Genomic DNA, 16,313 nt, shown 5'->3' on the forward strand with positions numbered 1-16,313 from the left:
ACGACGGATGCTGCTGCAACAGCTCGCCGACGGGGTCGCGACCGGAGCGGTCTACGGTGCCCTCGCGCTCGCGATCGTGCTGGTCTACCGCGCGTCGCGGACGCTCAACTTCGCCCAGGGCGAGCTCGCCCTGCTCGGGGCGTACGTGTCGTGGCAGCTGACGGCCTGGGGCCTGCCGATCTGGGCCGCCCTGCTCGTCGCGACCGCCGCGCTCGCCGCGCTCTCCGCGGGGGTCGAACGGGTGCTCGTCCGCCCCCTGGTGCGCCGCCACCAGGCGCTCCCGCTCATCATCGTCACGCTCGGGCTGATGATCGCGCTCAACGCGATCATCGGCTGGGTGTGGACCTACCAGACCAAGGAGGTCCCGGCGCTCTTCGGCTCGGGAGCGGTCGAGATCGGCGGCGTTGCGGTCTCGCGCCAGGACGTCGGCATCGTCCTGACCGTCCTGGTCGTCGCCGTGGCCCTCGGCGTGCTCTTCGAGCTCACACCGGTGGGGCTGCGCATGCGGGCCGCGATCTCCGCCCCCGAGTCCGCCGAGCTGTCGGGCATCTCGACCGGTCGCACCATGACCGCCGGCTGGGCGATCGCCGGCGCGGTGGGTGCGGTGGCCGGCACGCTGATCGCCCCCGAGCTGTTCCTGCACCCCGGAATGATGACGCCGGTCCTCATCTACGCCTTCGCGGCGGCGACGCTCGGCGGCCTCGACTCGCCGCCCGGAGCGCTCGTCGGCGGCATCGTCGTCGGGGTCGTCGAGAACCTCGCCGGCAGCTACCTGCCGCACGGCTCCGACTTCAAGCAGGTGGTCGCGCTGGCGATCATCGTGGTCGTGCTGCTGGTGCGACCTCAAGGACTCCTCGGACGACGAGAGGTGGTGCGCGTATGAGCACGACGGCGACCCGTCCTGCCCGGACGTCCGGCGGCGGAACCACACGTCGCGGCGGCGGCACGGTGGCGGAGTGGCTGCGACGACCGCGGCCGCCCCTGGCACCACCGCGCTGGCTGGCGGTGCTGAGCACCGTGGGAGCGGCCGCGGCGCTCCTCGTCGTGCCGCTGGTCAACCCCAGCTACGTCAACCTCACGGTCACGCTGGTCATGGTCTGGACGATCGTCGGCCTCGGGCTCAACCTGCTCGTCGGCTTCGGGGGCCAGGTCTCGCTCGGACACTCGGCGTTCTTCGCGATCGGTGCGTACGCCGTCGCGGTGGCCGGGGAGGCCGGGTGGGCGCAGCCCGCCGCACTGCTCGTCGCCGGGGTCGTGCCGTTCGTCGTCGGCTACGCGATCGGGTTGCCGGCGCTGCGTCTGCACGGCCTCCAGCTCGGCCTCGTGACGCTCGCGCTGGCGATGGCCACCCCGGCCGCCATCCGCGCGTTCGAGCCGCTGACGCACGGCAGCCGAGGGATCGGGATCGACGGCACCCCACCGGCGTGGGTACCGCTCGACCACGACCAGTGGGTCTACTACCTCGCGCTCGCCGCGGCGTCGCTCGGCTACGTCGTCACCCGTCGGCTCGCGCGCGGTCGTCTGGGCCGGTCCTTCGTCGCGGTGCGGGACGCCGAGCTGGTCGCCGAGACGCTCGGCGTGAACACGTGGCAGACCAAGACCCGGCTCTTCGCGACGTCCGCCGCGTACGCGGGCGTCGCCGGGGGTCTGTACGCACTGCTCCTGGAGTTCGTCGGGCCCGAGAACTTCAACCTCACGCTGTCGATCTCGTTCGTGACCCTCATCGTGGTCGGGGGGCTCGCGACGGTCCCCGGTGCCGTGCTCGGCGCGATCTTCGTCCAGTACGTCCCGACGCTGACCTCGAGCATCAGTCCGGCGGCGACCGGGGCGACCTACGGCGTCGTCCTCATCCTGTTCGCGTTCTTCGTGCCCCACGGACTCGCCGGGCTCGCGCGTGCTGCGCTCGGTCCCCTGGTCCGCCGGGTGCCGGGCCGGCCGAAGGCCTGAGGCGTCGCCCCGGCGCACCGTCCGCCGTGGTCAGGCGACCCCGGCGCCGTGCCGGACCATCCCCTGGGCGGTCGCGACCAGCTCGTCGAGCGACCGCGTGCGGGGGTTCCACCACTCGACGACCCAGTTCATCGCTCCGAGAAGCAGCAGCCGGAAGATGTTGATGTCGAGGTCGGCACGCACCTGGCCCGCCTGCTGGGCGGCCACGAACAGGTCGCGCCACAACCGGCTGTACAGGGCCTCCTCCGCGGCGGGACGGACGCGGAGCTGCTCCGGGACGTGACCGGCGTTGCGCACCGAGGCGGTGGCGTAGTCCGAGAGCTGCAGCTCGTAGCGCAGGTGCGCGTCGACGGCGACCAGGAGCCGGTCCATCGGCGAGGCGTCCTCGGGCACCGCCGCCAGCCGCTCCTCCACGTGGAGCCGGACACGGTGGGCACCGACCCACATCACCTCCTCGACGAGCTCGTCGCGTGAGGCGAAGTAGTAGTAGATCGCCGGGGCCTGCACGCCCGCCGCAGCGGCCACGTCGGAGAGCCGGGTCCCGGCGTAGCCCTTCCTCGACAGCACCTCGGCAGCCGCGTCGAGGATGCGCTGCCGCGTCTGCGCGGACTTCGACGCCGCGCGGGTCGGTGGCGGGGCGGGCTCGGTCACGTCCATGGCACGATTCTAAGCCAGATTAGAGAATCTCTTGCAGGGCGCGCCGGCAGACGCTAGCGTGTGACTCGCCATTTACTTCGCTGCTCGACGACGAGTAGGAGACCAGGCCATGACACTCGCGGACCAGGCACCGGCGGCCCAGCAGGTGACGACGCACAACCCGGTCGACGGCGAACCCGTCGGCCACTACCCCCTCGCGCAGGGCGCGGACGTCGAGGACGCCGTCCGCCGTGCACGCGCCGGGGCCACGTGGTGGGAGGACCAGGGCTTCGCCGCCCGGCGCGCCCACCTGCTCCACTGGAAGTCCCGCATCGCGGCCGGGGCCGAGGAGCTCGCGACCCTCATCTCCGCGGAGACCGGCAAGCCGCACGGCGACGCCCTGCTCGAGATCATGCTGACGCTGGGCCACCTCGACTGGGCCGCGAAGAACGCGCGGCGGGTGCTGCGCCGGCGCAAGGTGTCCGCCGGGCTGATCAACTACAACCAGCACGCCACCGTGGGCTACGAGCCCTACGGCGTCGTGGGCGTGATCGGTCCGTGGAACTACCCGCTGTACACCCCCATGGGGTCGATCTCCTACGCTCTCGCCGCGGGCAACGCCGTGGTCTTCAAGCCCAGCGAGCTCACCCCCGGCCCCGCCGTGTGGCTCGCCGAACGCTGGGCGGAGGCGGTCGGCCACGACGTGCTCGTCGCCCTGACCGGCGACGGCGCGACCGGCGCACAGCTGGTCCGCTCGGTCGACAAGATCGCCTTCACCGGGTCGACCGCCACGGCGAAGAAGGTCATGTCCGTGGCGGCCGAGCAGCTCACCCCGATCGTGGCCGAGTGCGGCGGCAAGGACGCCATGCTCGTCGCCGCCGACGCCGACCTGGACTCCGCGGCCGACTTCGTGGTCTTCGGAGCCATGGGCAACGCCGGGCAGACCTGCGTCGGGGTCGAGCGCGTGTACGTCGTCGACACGGTCCGCGACGACCTGGTGGCGCGCGTCGTCGAACGGGTCGAGCGGCTGCGCATCGACGGACCCGACCCGCACTACGGTCCGATGACGATGCCGTCGCAGGTCGACGTCGTGCGCGACCACGTCGACGACGCCCTGCGCACGGGGTCGGCCGCGTTCGGCGGACGCGACAGCGTCGCCGGCCGGGTCGTCGGACCCGTCGTCGTCACCGACGTGGCCGAGGACTCCGCCGCCGTGCAGCACGAGACGTTCGGCCCGCTCGTCGTCATCAACACGGTCGCGTCCCTCGACGAGGCCGTCGAGCGCGCGAACGCCACGGTGTACGGCCTCGGCGCCGCCGTGTTCACGAAGGACAAGGGCGCCGCGACCCGGGCCGCGGACGCGCTGCGGGCGGGAGTCGTCACGATCAACTCGGTGCTCGGGTTCGCCGGTGTGGCGGCGCTGCCCTTCGGGGGCGTCAAGCAGAGCGGCTTCGGGCGCATCCACGGGGCCGACGGGCTGCGCGAGTTCTGCGCGGTCAAGTCCGTCGCGCGGCAGACCCGTCGGGCGGCGCTGAACCTGCTGACCATGGAGCGCACGGACAAGGACATGCACACGGTCGCCCGGATGATCCCGATGCTGCACGGCAGGGCGAAGCCGCCGCGCAACTGAGGACCCCGCGCGTCAGACCCCCAGGGTCGCCTCGAGGACGGGTTCGATCCAGCCCTTGGCGTCCGCCGCGGGCGCGTGCCGCAGCGCCACGCTCAGGTCGGCGACCACGTTGAACCCGGCGTGCACGAGGAACCGCCGCTCGCGGGCGTCGAGCTCCGGGCGGACACGGCCCAGCAGCTCGACCCAGTCGTCGACGTGGGCGCGCTGCAGACGCCGCAGCCGCCGCTGGTCCTCGGCGTCGAGCGCTCCGACGTCCGCCGTGTACACCTCCATCAGGCCGCGGTCGTCCACGGCGAACCCGATATAGGCCGTGGCGAGCAGTCGGAGCGCCTGGCGGGGCTCGGTGTACCGCAGCGCGTCCTCCGCGGCCTCGTCGAGCGCCACGGCCGCGCGCTCGCAGGCCGCTCGCAGGATCTCCGACTTGCCGCTGAAGTGGCGGTAGACGCCGGACGGAGTGAGCCCGACGGCCGCCGCGATCTCCTCGATGGTCACGTCGTGGTACCCGCGCCGCGCGAACATCGTGATGCCGGCCCGGGCGAGCTGGTCGCGGCGTCGGCGCGGCGGCGCCGTCGCCTCGGCGGCCTCGGGGCCGTCGGCGGGCGCCGGGCCCGCCGTCCGGGCCAGCACCCGCACCGCCGCCTCACGCAGGAGCACCCCGAGGCGAGCGGCCGGCATCGCGGTGCGGTGCGTCGTCACGCTGGCGACGGCGCTCAGCGCCGCGAGCGCCGCGAGGTCGAGCGTGCGGGGATCCAGGTCCGGCCGGAGCACGGCCGCCGGGCCGGCCAGCCGGCGGCGCAGCGCGGCGAACTCGCCCGCGAGCACCCGACGGTCCTCGGGCCGCAGGCAGCGGCTCTCCCACCGGTAGATACTCCCGGTCGACCGCATCGCGAGCGTCGCGCCCACGACGGCGTCCAGCAGGACCTCGAGCTCCTCCTCGGCGGCCGCAGGCGACCGGTCCTGCCCCGCGTCGACGGCGGCGGCCGCGGCGGAGATCCGGTGCACGTGGTCGAGCGCGACCTCGCGGAACAGCTCGTACTTGTTGTCGAAGTGCCGGTACAGGGCTGCCGCCGTGATCCCCACCTCGTCGGCCACGTCCTGCATGGCCACGCGGTGGTACCCCCGTTCGGCGAACGCGACCGCGGCCGCCGCCTCGATGACCTGACGGCGGTCACGGGGTCGCCGCCGGACCGGCGTCGTCGCACGCGTCTCGCTCACGCTGCTCACACTAACCCGCCGGCTTCACCCGGCACACACGGTAGCCATCCGATGTGAATCATGAGTAACATGTTGCTCGAAGGGACGGGGCGGGGCAACGAAGCCCCTCCGTCGAGGGCTCGACGTACAACGAGGTGCAGGTCATGAGCGAAGCCACCAGCGTCATTCCTGCGGCGGTCCGCCGCAACCACTGGATGAACCAGGTCCTGATCCATGCCGGGATGAAGCCGGACGCGACGGCCTTCAAGTACCTGGGCGAGGTGACCACCTGGGCCGACACCGCGCGCCACATGGACACGCTCGCCGCGGCCCTCCAGCGCCGGGGCGTGTCCTTCGGCGACCGCGTGCTGCTGCTGACCCTCAACCACCCCCAGGTGGTCGAGACCGTCTTCGCGGTCAACCGGCTCGGCGCCATCGCGGTGCCGGTCAACGTCCGGCTCTCCCCGGCCGAGATCGCCTACATCGTCGACGACGCCGACGCCGACGTGATCGTCGTCGACCAGCCCCTGGCGCCGCTCGTCGCCGCGGTCGGCCAGTTCACCGACCGCCTGCAGCGGGTGGTCGTCGTCGGCGAGGCCGGCGAGGGCCAGGAGGGCCTGGCCGACCTGCTGGCCGAGGCGCCCGGCGACTTCGAGGCCCCGGACGTCCCCGAGGACACGACCTGCCTGATCATGTACACCTCGGGCACGACGGGCAAGCCCAAGGGCGCGATGCTCGACCACGTCAACATGGCGGCCCAGGCGCTGACCTGTCTGCGGGTCAACGAGATCGTCACGGAGGACGACGTCGCCTTCCTGACCGCTCCGATGTTCCACATCGCGGGCCTGGGCTCCATCGCCCCCAACTTCATCGTCGGCATCCCGACCGTCATGCACCCCCTGGGCGCGTTCGATCCCGTGGCCCTCATCGACGCCTGGGAGCGCGAGCGGGCCACGATCGTCTTCAACGTGCCGCAGCAGTGGCAGGCGATCTGCGCGGTCCCGGGCATCCGGGAGCGCGACCTGCCCCTGCGCGTGATCAGCTGGGGCGCGGCACCGGCGTCGGACAGCCTGCTGCGCACCATGTCGGAGACGTTCCCCGACGCACTCAACGTCGCGGTGTTCGGCCAGACCGAGCTCTCCCCCATCACCTGCGCGCTGCGCGGCGAGGACGCGCTGCGCAAGCTCGGGTCGGTGGGCCGCCCGATCCCCACGATCGAGACCCGCATCGTGGACGCCGAGCTGCAGGACGTCGCGCCCGGCACGGTCGGCGAGATCGTCTACCGCGGCCCGAACCTCATGAAGGGCTACTGGCGCAAGCCGGCCGAGACCGCCGCCGCCTTCGAGGGCGGCTGGTTCCACTCCGGGGACCTGGTGCGCCAGGACGAGGACGGCTTCGTGTGGGTGGTCGACCGCCTCAAGGACATGATCATCTCCGGCGGGGAGAACGTGTACTGCGCGGAGGTCGAGAACGCGCTCTACTCGCACCCGAAGATCGTCGAGGTCGCCGTCTACGGCCGGGCCGACGAACGCTGGGGCGAGGTGCCCGTGGCCGCCGTCGTGCTGCGGGAGGGCGAGTCCCTGGAGCTCGCCGAGCTGAAGGACTGGCTGGGCGACCGGCTCGCCCGCTACAAGCAGCCGGCGGACGTCCTGTTCCTGGACGAGCTGCCGCGCAACGCCGCCGGGAAGCTGAACAAGATCTCGCTGCGGCGGAACGACCACCCCGTCGCGGTGGTGTCCTAGCCGCGGGGGTGCACGATGGAGGGACGCGGGTCCGGCCCGCGTCCCGCACCGAGGAGCTGCTCGACCATCACGACGACGCCCGACCTCCTGGCCGCCGGGATCGACCTCTCGGCCGACCCGCGCAAGACCGGCGTGGCGACGATCGCCTGGCACGGCGACGACGCCACCGTCGTCGAGGTCGTCGTGGGCCGGCACGACGACGCCGCGCTGTGCGAGGTCGTCCGCGCAGCCGGGACCACGGGCGTCGACTGCCCGATCGGGTGGCCCGACGCGTTCGTGGACTACGTGGTCGCGCACCGTGCCGGCGGGCACGACCTGGAGATTCCCGAGACCCGCAGGCCGCTGACCTACCGGGCGACCGACCTGCACGTGTGGCGACGGACGGGCGTGCGACCGCTCGCCGTCTCGGCCGAGCGGATCGGCTCTGCCGCGATGCGCTGCGCGGCCCTGCTGGCGACGCTCGCCCGGTCCGGGACCGTCGTCGACCGCGCGGGCGGTGGTCCCGTCCTCGAGGTGTACCCGGCGGCGTCCCTGGCGATCTGGGAGCTGCCGCACCGCGGGTACAAGGGTCGCGACCCGGCGGCCCGCCAGGTGCGCGAGCAGCTCGTCGACGCGGTGGCGACCACGTTCCCCTGGCTCGACCTCGCGGGGTTCGCGCAGGACTGCCGTGACTCCGACGACGCCCTCGACGCCGTGCTGTGCGCCGTGATCGCGGGTCTCGCCCATCGCGGCCGGTGCGAGCGGGTGCCGGAGGAGCTGCGGGACACGGCGTCGCGCGAGGGGTGGATCGTGCTGCCGCTCGACGCGTCGGTCTGACGCGGCTCTCACCGCGACGGCACGACCAGCGCGTCCGCCAGGTCGAGGAGCGAGGCCGCCTCGACGTCGGCCGGGGCGAAGTGAGCGGGGTAGGCGGCTCCGGTGCGGTTGATCCACGCGGTCCGCAGACCGGCCCGCCGAGCCCCCTCGACGTCCCAGGGATGGACGGCGACGAGCATCGCGTGCTCGGCGGCGACGCCCGTGGTCGACAGCGCATGGGCGTACGCGCGCGCGTCGGGCTTCCATGCCTCCGTGTCGGTGACCGCGAGGCAGTCCTCGACGACACGCTCCGCCGGGGTGTCGCGGAGCAGCGCGCGGGCCACGTCCGCGGACCCGTTGCTGAGGGCCACCAGCCGGCAGCCCCGCCGCGCCAGGGCGAGGAGTCCGGGCACGACGTCGGGATGGGTGCCGAGCGCGGCGAAGCGCGCCATGACGTGCGCGGCGCCGCCGGCGGGGTCGGGGCTCCCGGCGGCCGCCAGGCGGGCCCGCAGGGCCGAGTCCGCGACCTCCGCGAACCGCGGGTTGTCACCGAGCACGGTGAGGGCGAAGGCGTCCCGGAGCACACCGGCGAACCACGCCTCCGTGTCGTGCGCGGACAGGCCCACGTCGTCGAAGGCCTGCACCAGGGGCGCGAGGTCGGACAGGGTCTCGTTGACGTCGAGGACGACCAGCTCGGGGCGGACCGGCGCGGCGGTGCCGGGCTCAGTGCTCATCGGGCCGGTCCCCACCGGGGGCCGCCGTCCCACCCGCGCCCGTGCCCGCGGCGTGCCCGACCGGCTCGTCGCGCGGGTCGTCGTCGTGGCCGAACGGCAGCAGGTGCATCACGGCCACGGCCACGGCCCCGACGACAAGCCCGACCAGCGCCGAGCACAGCGTGTTGAAGCACCAGGCGAGGAACCCGCCGATCCCCGGCACCGCGGCGGCGATCGCCTCCTCGCCGTGGTGGACCAGGTCGTACAGGCCGTGCCAGCCGAGCTCGTCGACGCCGACCAGCAGGATGTGCCCGCCGACCCACAGCATCGCGACCGTGCCCACGACGGAGATCGCGGCCAGCACCTTCGGCATGCCGGTCACCAGCGCACGCCCGACGCGCCGCGCCACCTCGGACTCCCGCTGGGCGAGGGAGAGCCCGACGTCGTCCATCTTCACGATGAGCGCCACCACGCCGTAGACGATCACCGTGATCACCACGGCGACCACGAGCAGGATCGCCAGCCGCGCCCAGAACCCCTCGTCGGCCACCTCGTCCAGGGCGATGACCATGATCTCGGCGGACAGAATGAGGTCGGTGCGGATCGCCCCGGCCACCAGCGTCTTCTCGGCCTCCGGGCCGACGGCGGCGGCCGGTTTCTCGTGGTCGGTGTGGCCGCGCACGCGTCGCCAGATCTTCTCGGCCCCCTCGAAGGCGAGGTAGGTGCCGCCGAGCATGAGGATCGGGGTCAGCAGCCACGGCAGCCACTCGCTGAGCACCAGCGCGATCGGCAGGATGACGAGGACCTTGTTGCGGATCGACCCCCAGGCGATCTTCTTGACGATCGGCAGCTCGCGGTCGGCCGCGACCCCGTGCACGTACTGCGGGGTGACGGCCGTGTCGTCGACCACCACGCCGGCCGCCTTGGCCGTCGCACGCCCGGCCGCCGCGCCGACGTCGTCCAGGGAGGCCGCCGCCAGCTTGGCGATCGCCGCGATGTCGTCCAGGAGACCCAGCAGACCTGCGCTCATCGTGTGCTCCTCAGTCCTCGCCGTAGACGAGGCGCTCCATCACGGTGCGGGCCCGCCGGGCGTGCCGCAGGTACAGCTCCTCCAGCTCCTGGCCGGTGTCGACGTCGCCGAGCAGCCGCGCCAGCCCGCTGAGCGCCCAGGCGTCCGCCGGCAGGACGTCCGCCCGCGGGCCGCCGACCTTGCCGGACCACAGCACCAGCGCCGACCGCAGCCGGGAGGCGAGCAGCCACGCCTCGAGCAGGCAGTCCGCGTCCTCGGCCTCGACCAGGCCGGCCTCCTGCGCCGCGGCCAGCGCGGAGACCGTCTCCGTGGTGCGCAGCCCGGGCACCTCGTGGGCGTGCTGGAGCTGCAGCAGCTGCACCGTCCACTCGACGTCGGCCACTCCGCCGCGGCCCAGCTTCAGGTGCCGGCTGGGGTCGGTGCCGCGTGGCAGCCGCTCGGACTCGACGCGTGCCTTGATCCGCCGCACCTCGCGCAGCTTGGGCTCGGAGAACCCGCCGGACGGGTAGCGCAGCGGGTCGACGATCGCGGCGAACCGCTCGGCGAGGTCGCGTGCGGAGCCCTCGGCCCCCGCCACCGGCCGGGCCCGCAGCAGCGCCTGCTGCTCCCACACGCTGGACCAGCGCTCGTAGTACTCGGCGTAGGAGGCCATCGTGCGCACCAGGGCGCCCTGGCGGCCCTCGGGACGCAGGTCGGCGTCCACCGGCAGCGGCGGCTCCGGCCCGACGGCGGAGAGCATCTTCTGCAGGGTCCGCGCGGTACGCAGGGCGAAGTCCTGGGCGTGCTTCTCCTCGACGCCGGGCAGCGGGTCGTGGACGAACATCACGTCCGCGTCGGAGCCGTAGCCCATCTCCCGGCCGCCGAGGCGCCCCATGGCGACCACGAGCATGCGCGTCGGGTTGGCCGCCGGGTCGGGGCCGAGGCCCATCTCGGCGCGTGCCGCGTACTCGGCCACGCGCAGCCCGCCGACGAGCACCATGTCCGCGGCGTCGGAGATGGCGGCCTGCGCCTGGACGGGGTCGAGCACGCCGAGCACCTCGCCCGCGCCGGTGCGGGCGAGCTCGCGACGGCGCAGGGCCCGCAGCTTCGTGGCCGCCGGCCCGGGGTCGTCCGACCGGGTCAGGACGGCGTCCGCCTCGGCGGCGAGCCGCTCCGGGCCGCGCGGCTCGAGCCGCGAGGTGTCGGCCAGCCACTGCACCGACTCGGGCGACCGGGACAGCGCCTCGGCGAGGTAGCGCGACGACGACAGCAGCTGGGCGAGGTGGTAGGCCGCGTTGCCGGAGTCGCGCAGCAGGCGCAGGTACCAGGGGGTCGACCCCAGGTTCTCGGACAGCTTGCGGAAGGCCAGCAGTCCGGCGTCCGGGTCGGCGCCCTCGGCGAACCAGCCGAGCATGACCGGCAGGAGCTGGCGCTGCAGCTTGGCGCGGCGCGAGGTGCCCTCGGTCAGGGCGACGACGTGCCGCATCGCGCCGTCGGGGTCGCGGTAGCCGATCGCGGCGAACCGGGCCCGCGCGGCCTCGGGGGCGAGCGAGAGCTCGTCCTCCGAGAGCTGCGCCCAGGCCGGCAGCAGCGGGCGGTAGAAGACGGCCTCGTGCAGGGCGCGCACCTCGCGGCGGGTGTCCCGCCACCGCTTGCGCAGGTCGTCGGCACCCTGGCCGCGCATCCCCAGCGACCGGGCCAGGCGCCGCAGGTCGTCGTCGTCCGTGGGCAGCAGGTGGGTGCGCTTGAGCCGGAAGAGCTGGACCCGGTGCTCCAGGGACCGCGAGAACCGGTAGCACGCGCTCATCTTCGTGGCGTGCTCGCGGCCCACGTAGCCCCCGGCGGCCAGCGCGGCGAGCGCCGCGAAGGTGTTGCCGGCGTGGATCGTGTCGTCCGTACGCCCGTGGACGAGCTGCAGGAGCTGGACGGTGAACTCCACGTCCCGCAGCCCGCCCTTGCCGAGCTTGATCTGCCGGTCCGCCTCGGCGTTGGGCACGTGCGCCTCCACCCGGCGCCGCATCGCCTGGGCGTCCTCGACGAAGTGGTCCCGGTTGGCGGCGGCCCACACGAACGGGTCGAGGGCCTCGCGGTACGCGGTGCCGAGCGCGGCGTCGCCGGCGACCGGGCGGGCCTTGAGCAGGGCCTGGAACTCCCAGGTCTCGGCCCAGCGCTCGTAGTAGGCGACGTGGCTCTCCAGGGACCGCACCAGCGGACCCTGCTTGCCCTCGGGACGCAGGGCGGCGTCGACCTCCCACAGCGCCGGCTCCAGCGAGGTCCCGCCGCAGACCTTCTGCAGCCGGGTGGCGAGCTGGGTCCCGGTCCGCATGGCCGTCGGCTCGTCCACCAAGGGCTCGCCGTCGTCGCCGGTGGCGGGCTCGCACACGTAGACGACGTCGACGTCGGAGACGTAGTTCAGCTCGCGCCCGCCGGTCTTACCCATCCCGATCACCGACAGCCGGGCACCGGCGCCGTGGTCGGGCAGCTGGGAGCGCGCGACGGCCAGCGCGGCCTCCAGCGCCCCGGAGGCCAGGTCGGCCAGCGCCGCGGCGACGTCGGGCAGGGTGGCCGACGGGTCGGGGGCGGTCAGGTCGGTGGCCGCGATGCGCAGCAGCCGCTCGCGGTAGGCGCGCCGCAGGGCGTCGGTCGCGGTGGGGGCGTCGGCGTCGGGCCAGCCCGGCTCCCCGTCACCGGCCGCCTGCTCGGCGGCCACCGGGGCGGCAGCGTCGGGGTCCGCCCCGACGGCGCGCAGCAGCTCGGCCCGGACGTCGGCCGGGTCGACCCCGAGGCCGCCGTCGCCGTCGCCGAGCACGTCCAGCAGCGCCGGACGCCGCACGATCTCGTCGCCGAGCGCCGAGGACGCCCCGAGCACCGCCAGCAGCCGTCCGCGCGCGACACCGTCGGCCGACCGGGTGTCCGCGGCGAGCAGCCGCTCGACGGTCCGCTCGGCGGCGGGCACGGCGGCCAGCCGCACGAGCTGCAGCAGCGCCATGTCGGGGTCGGCCGTCACGCCGAGCGCCTGCAGCACCGCGTCTCCCCCGCCGTCGTCGGCGGGGAGGCGACGCTGCAGCTCCGCGTCGTCCCAGAGCGTCGCCGAGCGGGTCAGGTCGGCGAACCCGGCCCGGAGCAGCCTCCGGGTCGGGGTCTGCGGTCTACCGGTTCCGGAGGTCGTCGAGCTCACAGGTCGACCCTAGCCGCCGACGCCGCGCCGCGGGATCCCCGTCCGGCCGTCGGAGGGGATCCCGCGGAGGAATCTCGGACGCAGCGGCTCAGAGGAACTGCAGCGAGGCCTTGAGCTCGTAGGGGGTGACCTGGGAGCGGTAGGCGTCCCACTCGTTGCGCTTGTTCTTCAGCACGTAGTCGAACACGTGCTCGCCGAGGGTCTCGGCCACGAGCTCGGAGGACTCCATGAGCTCGACGGCCTCGTCGAGCGACTCCGGCAGCGGCGCGATGCCGAGCGCGCGGCGCTCCGCCCCGGTGAGCTCCCAGACGTCGTCCTCGGTGGCCTCGGGCAGCTCGTACCCCTCCTCGATGCCCTTCATCCCGGCGGCCAGCAGCACCGCGAACGCGAGGTAGGGGTTCGTCGCCGAGTCCAGCGCCCGGTACTCGATCCGCGAGGAGTTGCCCTTGCCCGGCTTGTACATCGGGACGCGCACCAGGGCCGAGCGGTTGTTGTGCCCCCAGCAGATGTAGCTGGGCGCCTCGGCGCCGCCCCACAGCCGCTTGTAGGAGTTCACGTGCTGGTTCGTCACCGCGGTGATCTCGCCGGCGTGCACGAGCAGGCCCGCGATGAACTGCCGGCCGGTCTTGGACAGCTCGAACTGCGCACCCGGCTCGTGGAAGGCGTTGTGGTCCTCCTCGAACAGCGACATGTGGGTGTGCATGCCCGAACCCGGCTGGTCGGCGAACGGCTTCGGCATGAAGGAGGCGAAGACGCCCTGCTCGAGCGCGACCTCCTTGACCACGGTGCGGAAGGTCATGAGGTTGTCCGCGGTGGTCAGCGCGTCGGCGTAGCGCAGGTCGATCTCGTTCTGCCCCGGTCCGGCCTCGTGGTGGGAGAACTCCACCGAGATGCCCATCGACTCGAGCATCGAGATCGCCGCACGGCGGAAGTCGTGCGTGCTGCCGCGGGCGAGGTGGTCGAAGTAGCCGCCCTCGTCGACCGGCACCAGGGGGCCGTCCGCGGAGGCCATCTGGTTGAAGAGGTAGAACTCGACCTCGGGGTGGGTGTAGAAGGTGAACCCCTTGTCGCCGGCCTTGGCCAGCGTGCGCTTGAGCACGTTGCGCGAGTCGGCGCGCGACGGCTCGCCCTCGGGGGTGAGCAGGTCGCAGAACATGCGACCGGTGCCGTGGCGCTCGCCGCGCCACGGCAGCACCTGGAACGTCGTGGGGTCGGGCTTGGCGATCATGTCCGCCTCGTAGACCCGGGTCAGACCCTCGATCGCGCTGCCGTCGAAGCCGATGCCCTCGACGAAGGCCTGCTCGAGCTCCGCCGGCGCCACCGCCACGGACTTGAGCACCCCCAGCACGTCGGTGAACCAGAGTCGGATGAAGCGGATGTCGCGCTCCTCGACCGTGCGAAGCACGAACTCCTGCTGCCTGTCCATGACCTCATCCTGCCCGATACCTGTTAACCATGGGTGACGGACTGCGCACAGTCCGTCGCATCGGCCGAGGACCAGGGCCTCGGCCGGCCGTCGCCTACGCTATCGACCATGGAACCAGCAGGCCACAACCCCTCGGCCACCACCGCTGACAACTCCGCTGTGAGGTCGGTCACCGGCGACGACGCCCCGGCCGGTATCGCTGGCGGCGCCCGCCGCGTCCGCGTCCACCACCTGCAGCGCGCGAAGGAGCGCGGCGAGCGCATCACGATGCTCACCGCCTACGACGCCACGACGGCCGCGATCCTCGACGCCGCCGGCGTCGACACCCTGCTCGTGGGCGACTCGATCGGCAACACGATGCTCGGGCACGCCACCACCCTGCCCGTGACCCTGGACGACATGGTCCGGGCCGGCCGGGCGGTGGCCGCGGCGACGCGGCACGCGTGGGTCGTCGTCGACCTGCCCTTCGGCAGCTACGAGGCCGGTCCGGAGCAGGCCCTGGCCTCGGCGGTGCGGGTGATGAAGGAGACCGGCGCCTCGGCGGTGAAGCTCGAGGGCGGACGGCGTTCGGCGGCGCAGATCCGCGCGATCACCGACGCCGGGATCCCCGTGGTCGGTCACCTCGGCTACACCCCGCAGTCGGAGAACGTCCTCGGCGGTCCCCGCGTGCAGGGCCGCGGGGACGACTCGGCCGAGGAGCTGAGCCAGGACGCCCTCGCCGTCCAGGAGGCCGGCGCCGTGGCGGTCGTCCTGGAGATGGTGCCGCGCGAGGTCGCGGCCCGCATCACCGAGTTCCTCGTCATCCCCACGATCGGCATCGGCGCCGGTCCGGAGGTCGACGGCCAGGTGCTCGTGTGGACGGACATGGCGGGGATGACCGACTGGTCCCCGCGCTTCGCCCGCCGCTACGCCGAGCTCGGCCGGGCGCTGCAGCAGGCGGCGGCCGACTTCGCCGCCGAGGTCCGCGACGGCGCCTTCCCCGCGGACGAGCACACCTTCGACCAGTGACGAGCGGCCGGCGGCGCTGCCGGTGTCAGCGCCGCCAGTCCTCGTCCTCGGCGTCCCACGCCTCGTTGCGGCGCTCGGCGTTCTCCAGGGCGTGCTCGGCGGCCTCGCGGGTCGGGTAGGGCCCCAGCAGGTGGGTCCAGCTCGACTTCTCCTTCGAGGTCTCCACCTGCCCGGTCTCGGTGTTGTACCAATACTGCGTGCGACCGGTGCTGTACTCGCTCATGACACGATCCTGCCGCAAGATGGGGTCCATGGCTGAGCAGAACGACCATCAGGTGGCCTTCGGCATCGACATCGGCGGTTCGGGCATCAAGGGCGCTCCCGTGGACCTGACCACGGGTGAGTTCGCTGCCGACCGGCTGCGGATCCCCACCCCCGACAAGTCCACCCCGGAGGCGGTCGTCGAGGTGCTCGCCGAGCTCGTCGGCAGCTTCGACCTGCCCGACGACGCACCGATCGGCGTCGCGTTCCCGGCGCCGCTGGACCACGGGGTCGTGCGGTTCATCGCGAACCTGCACAAGTCCTGGAAGGGCGTCGACCTGCCCGCGCTGGTGCGCGAGGCGACCGGGCACGAGGTCGTGGCCGTCAACGACGCCGACGCCGCCGGCGTCGGCGAGGACCGTTACGGCGCGGCGGCGGGCAAGGACGGCGTGGTCCTGATGGCGACGCTGGGCACCGGGATCGGCTCGGCGCTCCTCGTGGACGGTGTCCTCGTGCCGAACACGGAGCTCGGCCACCTGGAGATCGACGGCCACGACGCCGAGACGAAGGCGTCCGAGGCGGCCCGCGACCGCGAGGACCTGTCGTGGGAGAAGTGGGCGAAGCGGCTGCAGCGCTACTTCTCCACGGTCGAGATGCTCCTGTCCCCCGACCTCATCGTGGTCGGCGGCGGCGTGAGCAAGCACCACAAGAAGTTCTTGCCGCTGCTCGACCTGCGCGCCGAGATCGTCCCGGCCACCCTGCGCAACCGGGCCGGGATCGTCGGCGCGGCCTCCCTCGCGGCTCGCCCGCACTGACCCGGTGCACGACGACGCC

Annotated in this window: 14 protein-coding genes; 7 read left to right on the forward strand and 7 right to left on the reverse strand. The window is 73.3% G+C overall.

What is annotated here, in order from left to right:
- Nucleotides 1-7: 7 nt before the first annotated feature.
- Both V5O49_RS15570 and V5O49_RS15575 read left to right on the forward strand, forming a co-directional pair.
- Nucleotides 8-883 carry a branched-chain amino acid ABC transporter permease gene (locus V5O49_RS15570; protein WP_332903040.1) on the forward strand — a complete coding sequence of 292 codons (876 nt, stop codon included), beginning with the start codon at nucleotides 8-10 and terminating at the stop codon, nucleotides 881-883.
- A complete protein-coding gene (locus V5O49_RS15575) occupies nucleotides 880-1,947 on the forward strand; it encodes a branched-chain amino acid ABC transporter permease (RefSeq protein WP_278234712.1) in 1,068 nt (355 codons plus the stop codon). The genes V5O49_RS15570 and V5O49_RS15575 overlap by 4 nt, the downstream gene beginning before the upstream one ends.
- A gap of 30 nt (nucleotides 1,948-1,977) precedes the next feature.
- Here V5O49_RS15575 and V5O49_RS15580 read toward each other — a convergent pair whose 3' ends face one another.
- Complete coding sequence (locus V5O49_RS15580) at nucleotides 1,978-2,604, reverse strand: TetR/AcrR family transcriptional regulator (protein ID WP_278234713.1); 627 nt, start codon at nucleotides 2,602-2,604, stop codon at nucleotides 1,978-1,980.
- A gap of 109 nt (nucleotides 2,605-2,713) precedes the next feature.
- On the opposite strand from V5O49_RS15580, the gene V5O49_RS15585 reads away from it, so the two are divergent.
- Nucleotides 2,714-4,213, forward strand: coding sequence for an aldehyde dehydrogenase family protein (locus V5O49_RS15585; protein ID WP_332903041.1), 1,500 nt, complete (start codon nucleotides 2,714-2,716; stop codon nucleotides 4,211-4,213).
- A 12-nt stretch (nucleotides 4,214-4,225) separates the two neighbouring features.
- On the opposite strand, the gene V5O49_RS15590 is transcribed toward V5O49_RS15585, so the two are convergent.
- Nucleotides 4,226-5,428 carry a TetR/AcrR family transcriptional regulator gene (locus V5O49_RS15590; RefSeq protein ID WP_332903042.1) on the reverse strand — a complete coding sequence of 401 codons (1,203 nt, stop codon included), beginning with the start codon at nucleotides 5,426-5,428 and terminating at the stop codon, nucleotides 4,226-4,228.
- Nucleotides 5,429-5,571: 143 nt separating this feature from the next.
- Here V5O49_RS15590 and V5O49_RS15595 point away from each other — a divergent pair, with 143 nt between their 5' ends.
- Entirely contained in the window at nucleotides 5,572-7,149 is a 1,578-nt protein-coding gene (locus tag V5O49_RS15595) for a long-chain-fatty-acid--CoA ligase (protein WP_332903043.1), read from the forward strand.
- A 15-nt stretch (nucleotides 7,150-7,164) separates the two neighbouring features.
- Nucleotides 7,165-7,965, forward strand: coding sequence for a DUF429 domain-containing protein (locus tag V5O49_RS15600; RefSeq protein ID WP_332903044.1), 801 nt, complete (start codon nucleotides 7,165-7,167; stop codon nucleotides 7,963-7,965).
- An 8-nt stretch (nucleotides 7,966-7,973) separates the two neighbouring features.
- Here V5O49_RS15600 and V5O49_RS15605 read toward each other — a convergent pair whose 3' ends face one another.
- The 4 genes from V5O49_RS15605 to V5O49_RS15620 all read right to left on the reverse strand — a co-directional run bounded on the left by V5O49_RS15605 (nucleotide 7,974) and on the right by V5O49_RS15620 (nucleotide 14,270).
- On the reverse strand, nucleotides 7,974-8,678 hold the full coding sequence (locus V5O49_RS15605; protein ID WP_332903045.1) for a haloacid dehalogenase type II: 705 nt from the start codon (nucleotides 8,676-8,678) through the stop codon (nucleotides 7,974-7,976).
- Nucleotides 8,668-9,687: a DUF808 domain-containing protein gene (locus V5O49_RS15610; RefSeq protein ID WP_332903046.1), complete on the reverse strand. Its 1,020-nt coding sequence runs from the start codon at nucleotides 9,685-9,687 to the stop codon at nucleotides 8,668-8,670. Before V5O49_RS15610 ends, V5O49_RS15605 begins: the two co-directional genes overlap by 11 nt.
- Nucleotides 9,688-9,697: 10 nt before the next feature.
- Entirely contained in the window at nucleotides 9,698-12,844 is a 3,147-nt protein-coding gene (locus tag V5O49_RS15615; protein ID WP_332903047.1) for a bifunctional [glutamine synthetase] adenylyltransferase/[glutamine synthetase]-adenylyl-L-tyrosine phosphorylase, read from the reverse strand.
- Nucleotides 12,845-12,932: 88 nt separating this feature from the next.
- The gene (locus V5O49_RS15620) at nucleotides 12,933-14,270 is read right to left on the reverse strand and encodes a glutamine synthetase family protein (protein WP_332903048.1); all 1,338 of its coding nucleotides are present in this window, start codon (nucleotides 14,268-14,270) and stop codon (nucleotides 12,933-12,935) included.
- A gap of 108 nt (nucleotides 14,271-14,378) precedes the next feature.
- Between V5O49_RS15620 and panB the strand changes: the two genes are divergently transcribed.
- The gene (gene panB, locus V5O49_RS15625; protein WP_405001197.1) at nucleotides 14,379-15,278 is read left to right on the forward strand and encodes a 3-methyl-2-oxobutanoate hydroxymethyltransferase; all 900 of its coding nucleotides are present in this window, start codon (nucleotides 14,379-14,381) and stop codon (nucleotides 15,276-15,278) included.
- Nucleotides 15,279-15,303: 25 nt separating this feature from the next.
- On the opposite strand, the gene V5O49_RS15630 is transcribed toward panB, so the two are convergent.
- Nucleotides 15,304-15,501 carry an SPOR domain-containing protein gene (locus tag V5O49_RS15630; protein ID WP_332903049.1) on the reverse strand — a complete coding sequence of 66 codons (198 nt, stop codon included), beginning with the start codon at nucleotides 15,499-15,501 and terminating at the stop codon, nucleotides 15,304-15,306.
- Between the two features lie 28 nt (nucleotides 15,502-15,529).
- Here V5O49_RS15630 and ppgK point away from each other — a divergent pair, with 28 nt between their 5' ends.
- On the forward strand, nucleotides 15,530-16,294 hold the full coding sequence (gene ppgK / locus V5O49_RS15635; RefSeq protein ID WP_332903050.1) for a polyphosphate--glucose phosphotransferase: 765 nt from the start codon (nucleotides 15,530-15,532) through the stop codon (nucleotides 16,292-16,294).
- Nucleotides 16,295-16,313 lie beyond the last annotated feature (19 nt).

The organism is Isoptericola haloaureus (assembly GCF_036689775.1).
In the GTDB taxonomy this organism is placed as follows: Bacteria; Actinomycetota; Actinomycetes; order Actinomycetales; family Cellulomonadaceae; genus Isoptericola; species Isoptericola haloaureus.

Bases quoted from the DNA above. Each gene is read 5' to 3' on its own strand.
- V5O49_RS15570 (WP_332903040.1), top strand. From the start codon at position 8: ATGCTGCTGCAACAGCTCGCCGACGGGGTCGCGACCGGAGCGGTCTAC.
- V5O49_RS15575 (WP_278234712.1), top strand. From the start codon at position 880: ATGAGCACGACGGCGACCCGTCCTGCCCGGACGTCCGGCGGCGGAACC.
- V5O49_RS15580 (WP_278234713.1), bottom strand. From the start codon at position 2,604: ATGGACGTGACCGAGCCCGCCCCGCCACCGACCCGCGCGGCGTCGAAG.
- V5O49_RS15585 (WP_332903041.1), top strand. From the start codon at position 2,714: ATGACACTCGCGGACCAGGCACCGGCGGCCCAGCAGGTGACGACGCAC.
- V5O49_RS15595 (WP_332903043.1), top strand. From the start codon at position 5,572: ATGAGCGAAGCCACCAGCGTCATTCCTGCGGCGGTCCGCCGCAACCAC.
- V5O49_RS15600 (WP_332903044.1), top strand. From the start codon at position 7,165: ATGGAGGGACGCGGGTCCGGCCCGCGTCCCGCACCGAGGAGCTGCTCG.
- V5O49_RS15605 (WP_332903045.1), bottom strand. From the start codon at position 8,678: ATGAGCACTGAGCCCGGCACCGCCGCGCCGGTCCGCCCCGAGCTGGTC.
- V5O49_RS15610 (WP_332903046.1), bottom strand. From the start codon at position 9,687: ATGAGCGCAGGTCTGCTGGGTCTCCTGGACGACATCGCGGCGATCGCC.
- V5O49_RS15620 (WP_332903048.1), bottom strand. From the start codon at position 14,270: ATGGACAGGCAGCAGGAGTTCGTGCTTCGCACGGTCGAGGAGCGCGAC.
- panB (WP_405001197.1), top strand. From the start codon at position 14,379: ATGGAACCAGCAGGCCACAACCCCTCGGCCACCACCGCTGACAACTCC.
- V5O49_RS15630 (WP_332903049.1), bottom strand. From the start codon at position 15,501: ATGAGCGAGTACAGCACCGGTCGCACGCAGTATTGGTACAACACCGAG.
- ppgK (WP_332903050.1), top strand. From the start codon at position 15,530: ATGGCTGAGCAGAACGACCATCAGGTGGCCTTCGGCATCGACATCGGC.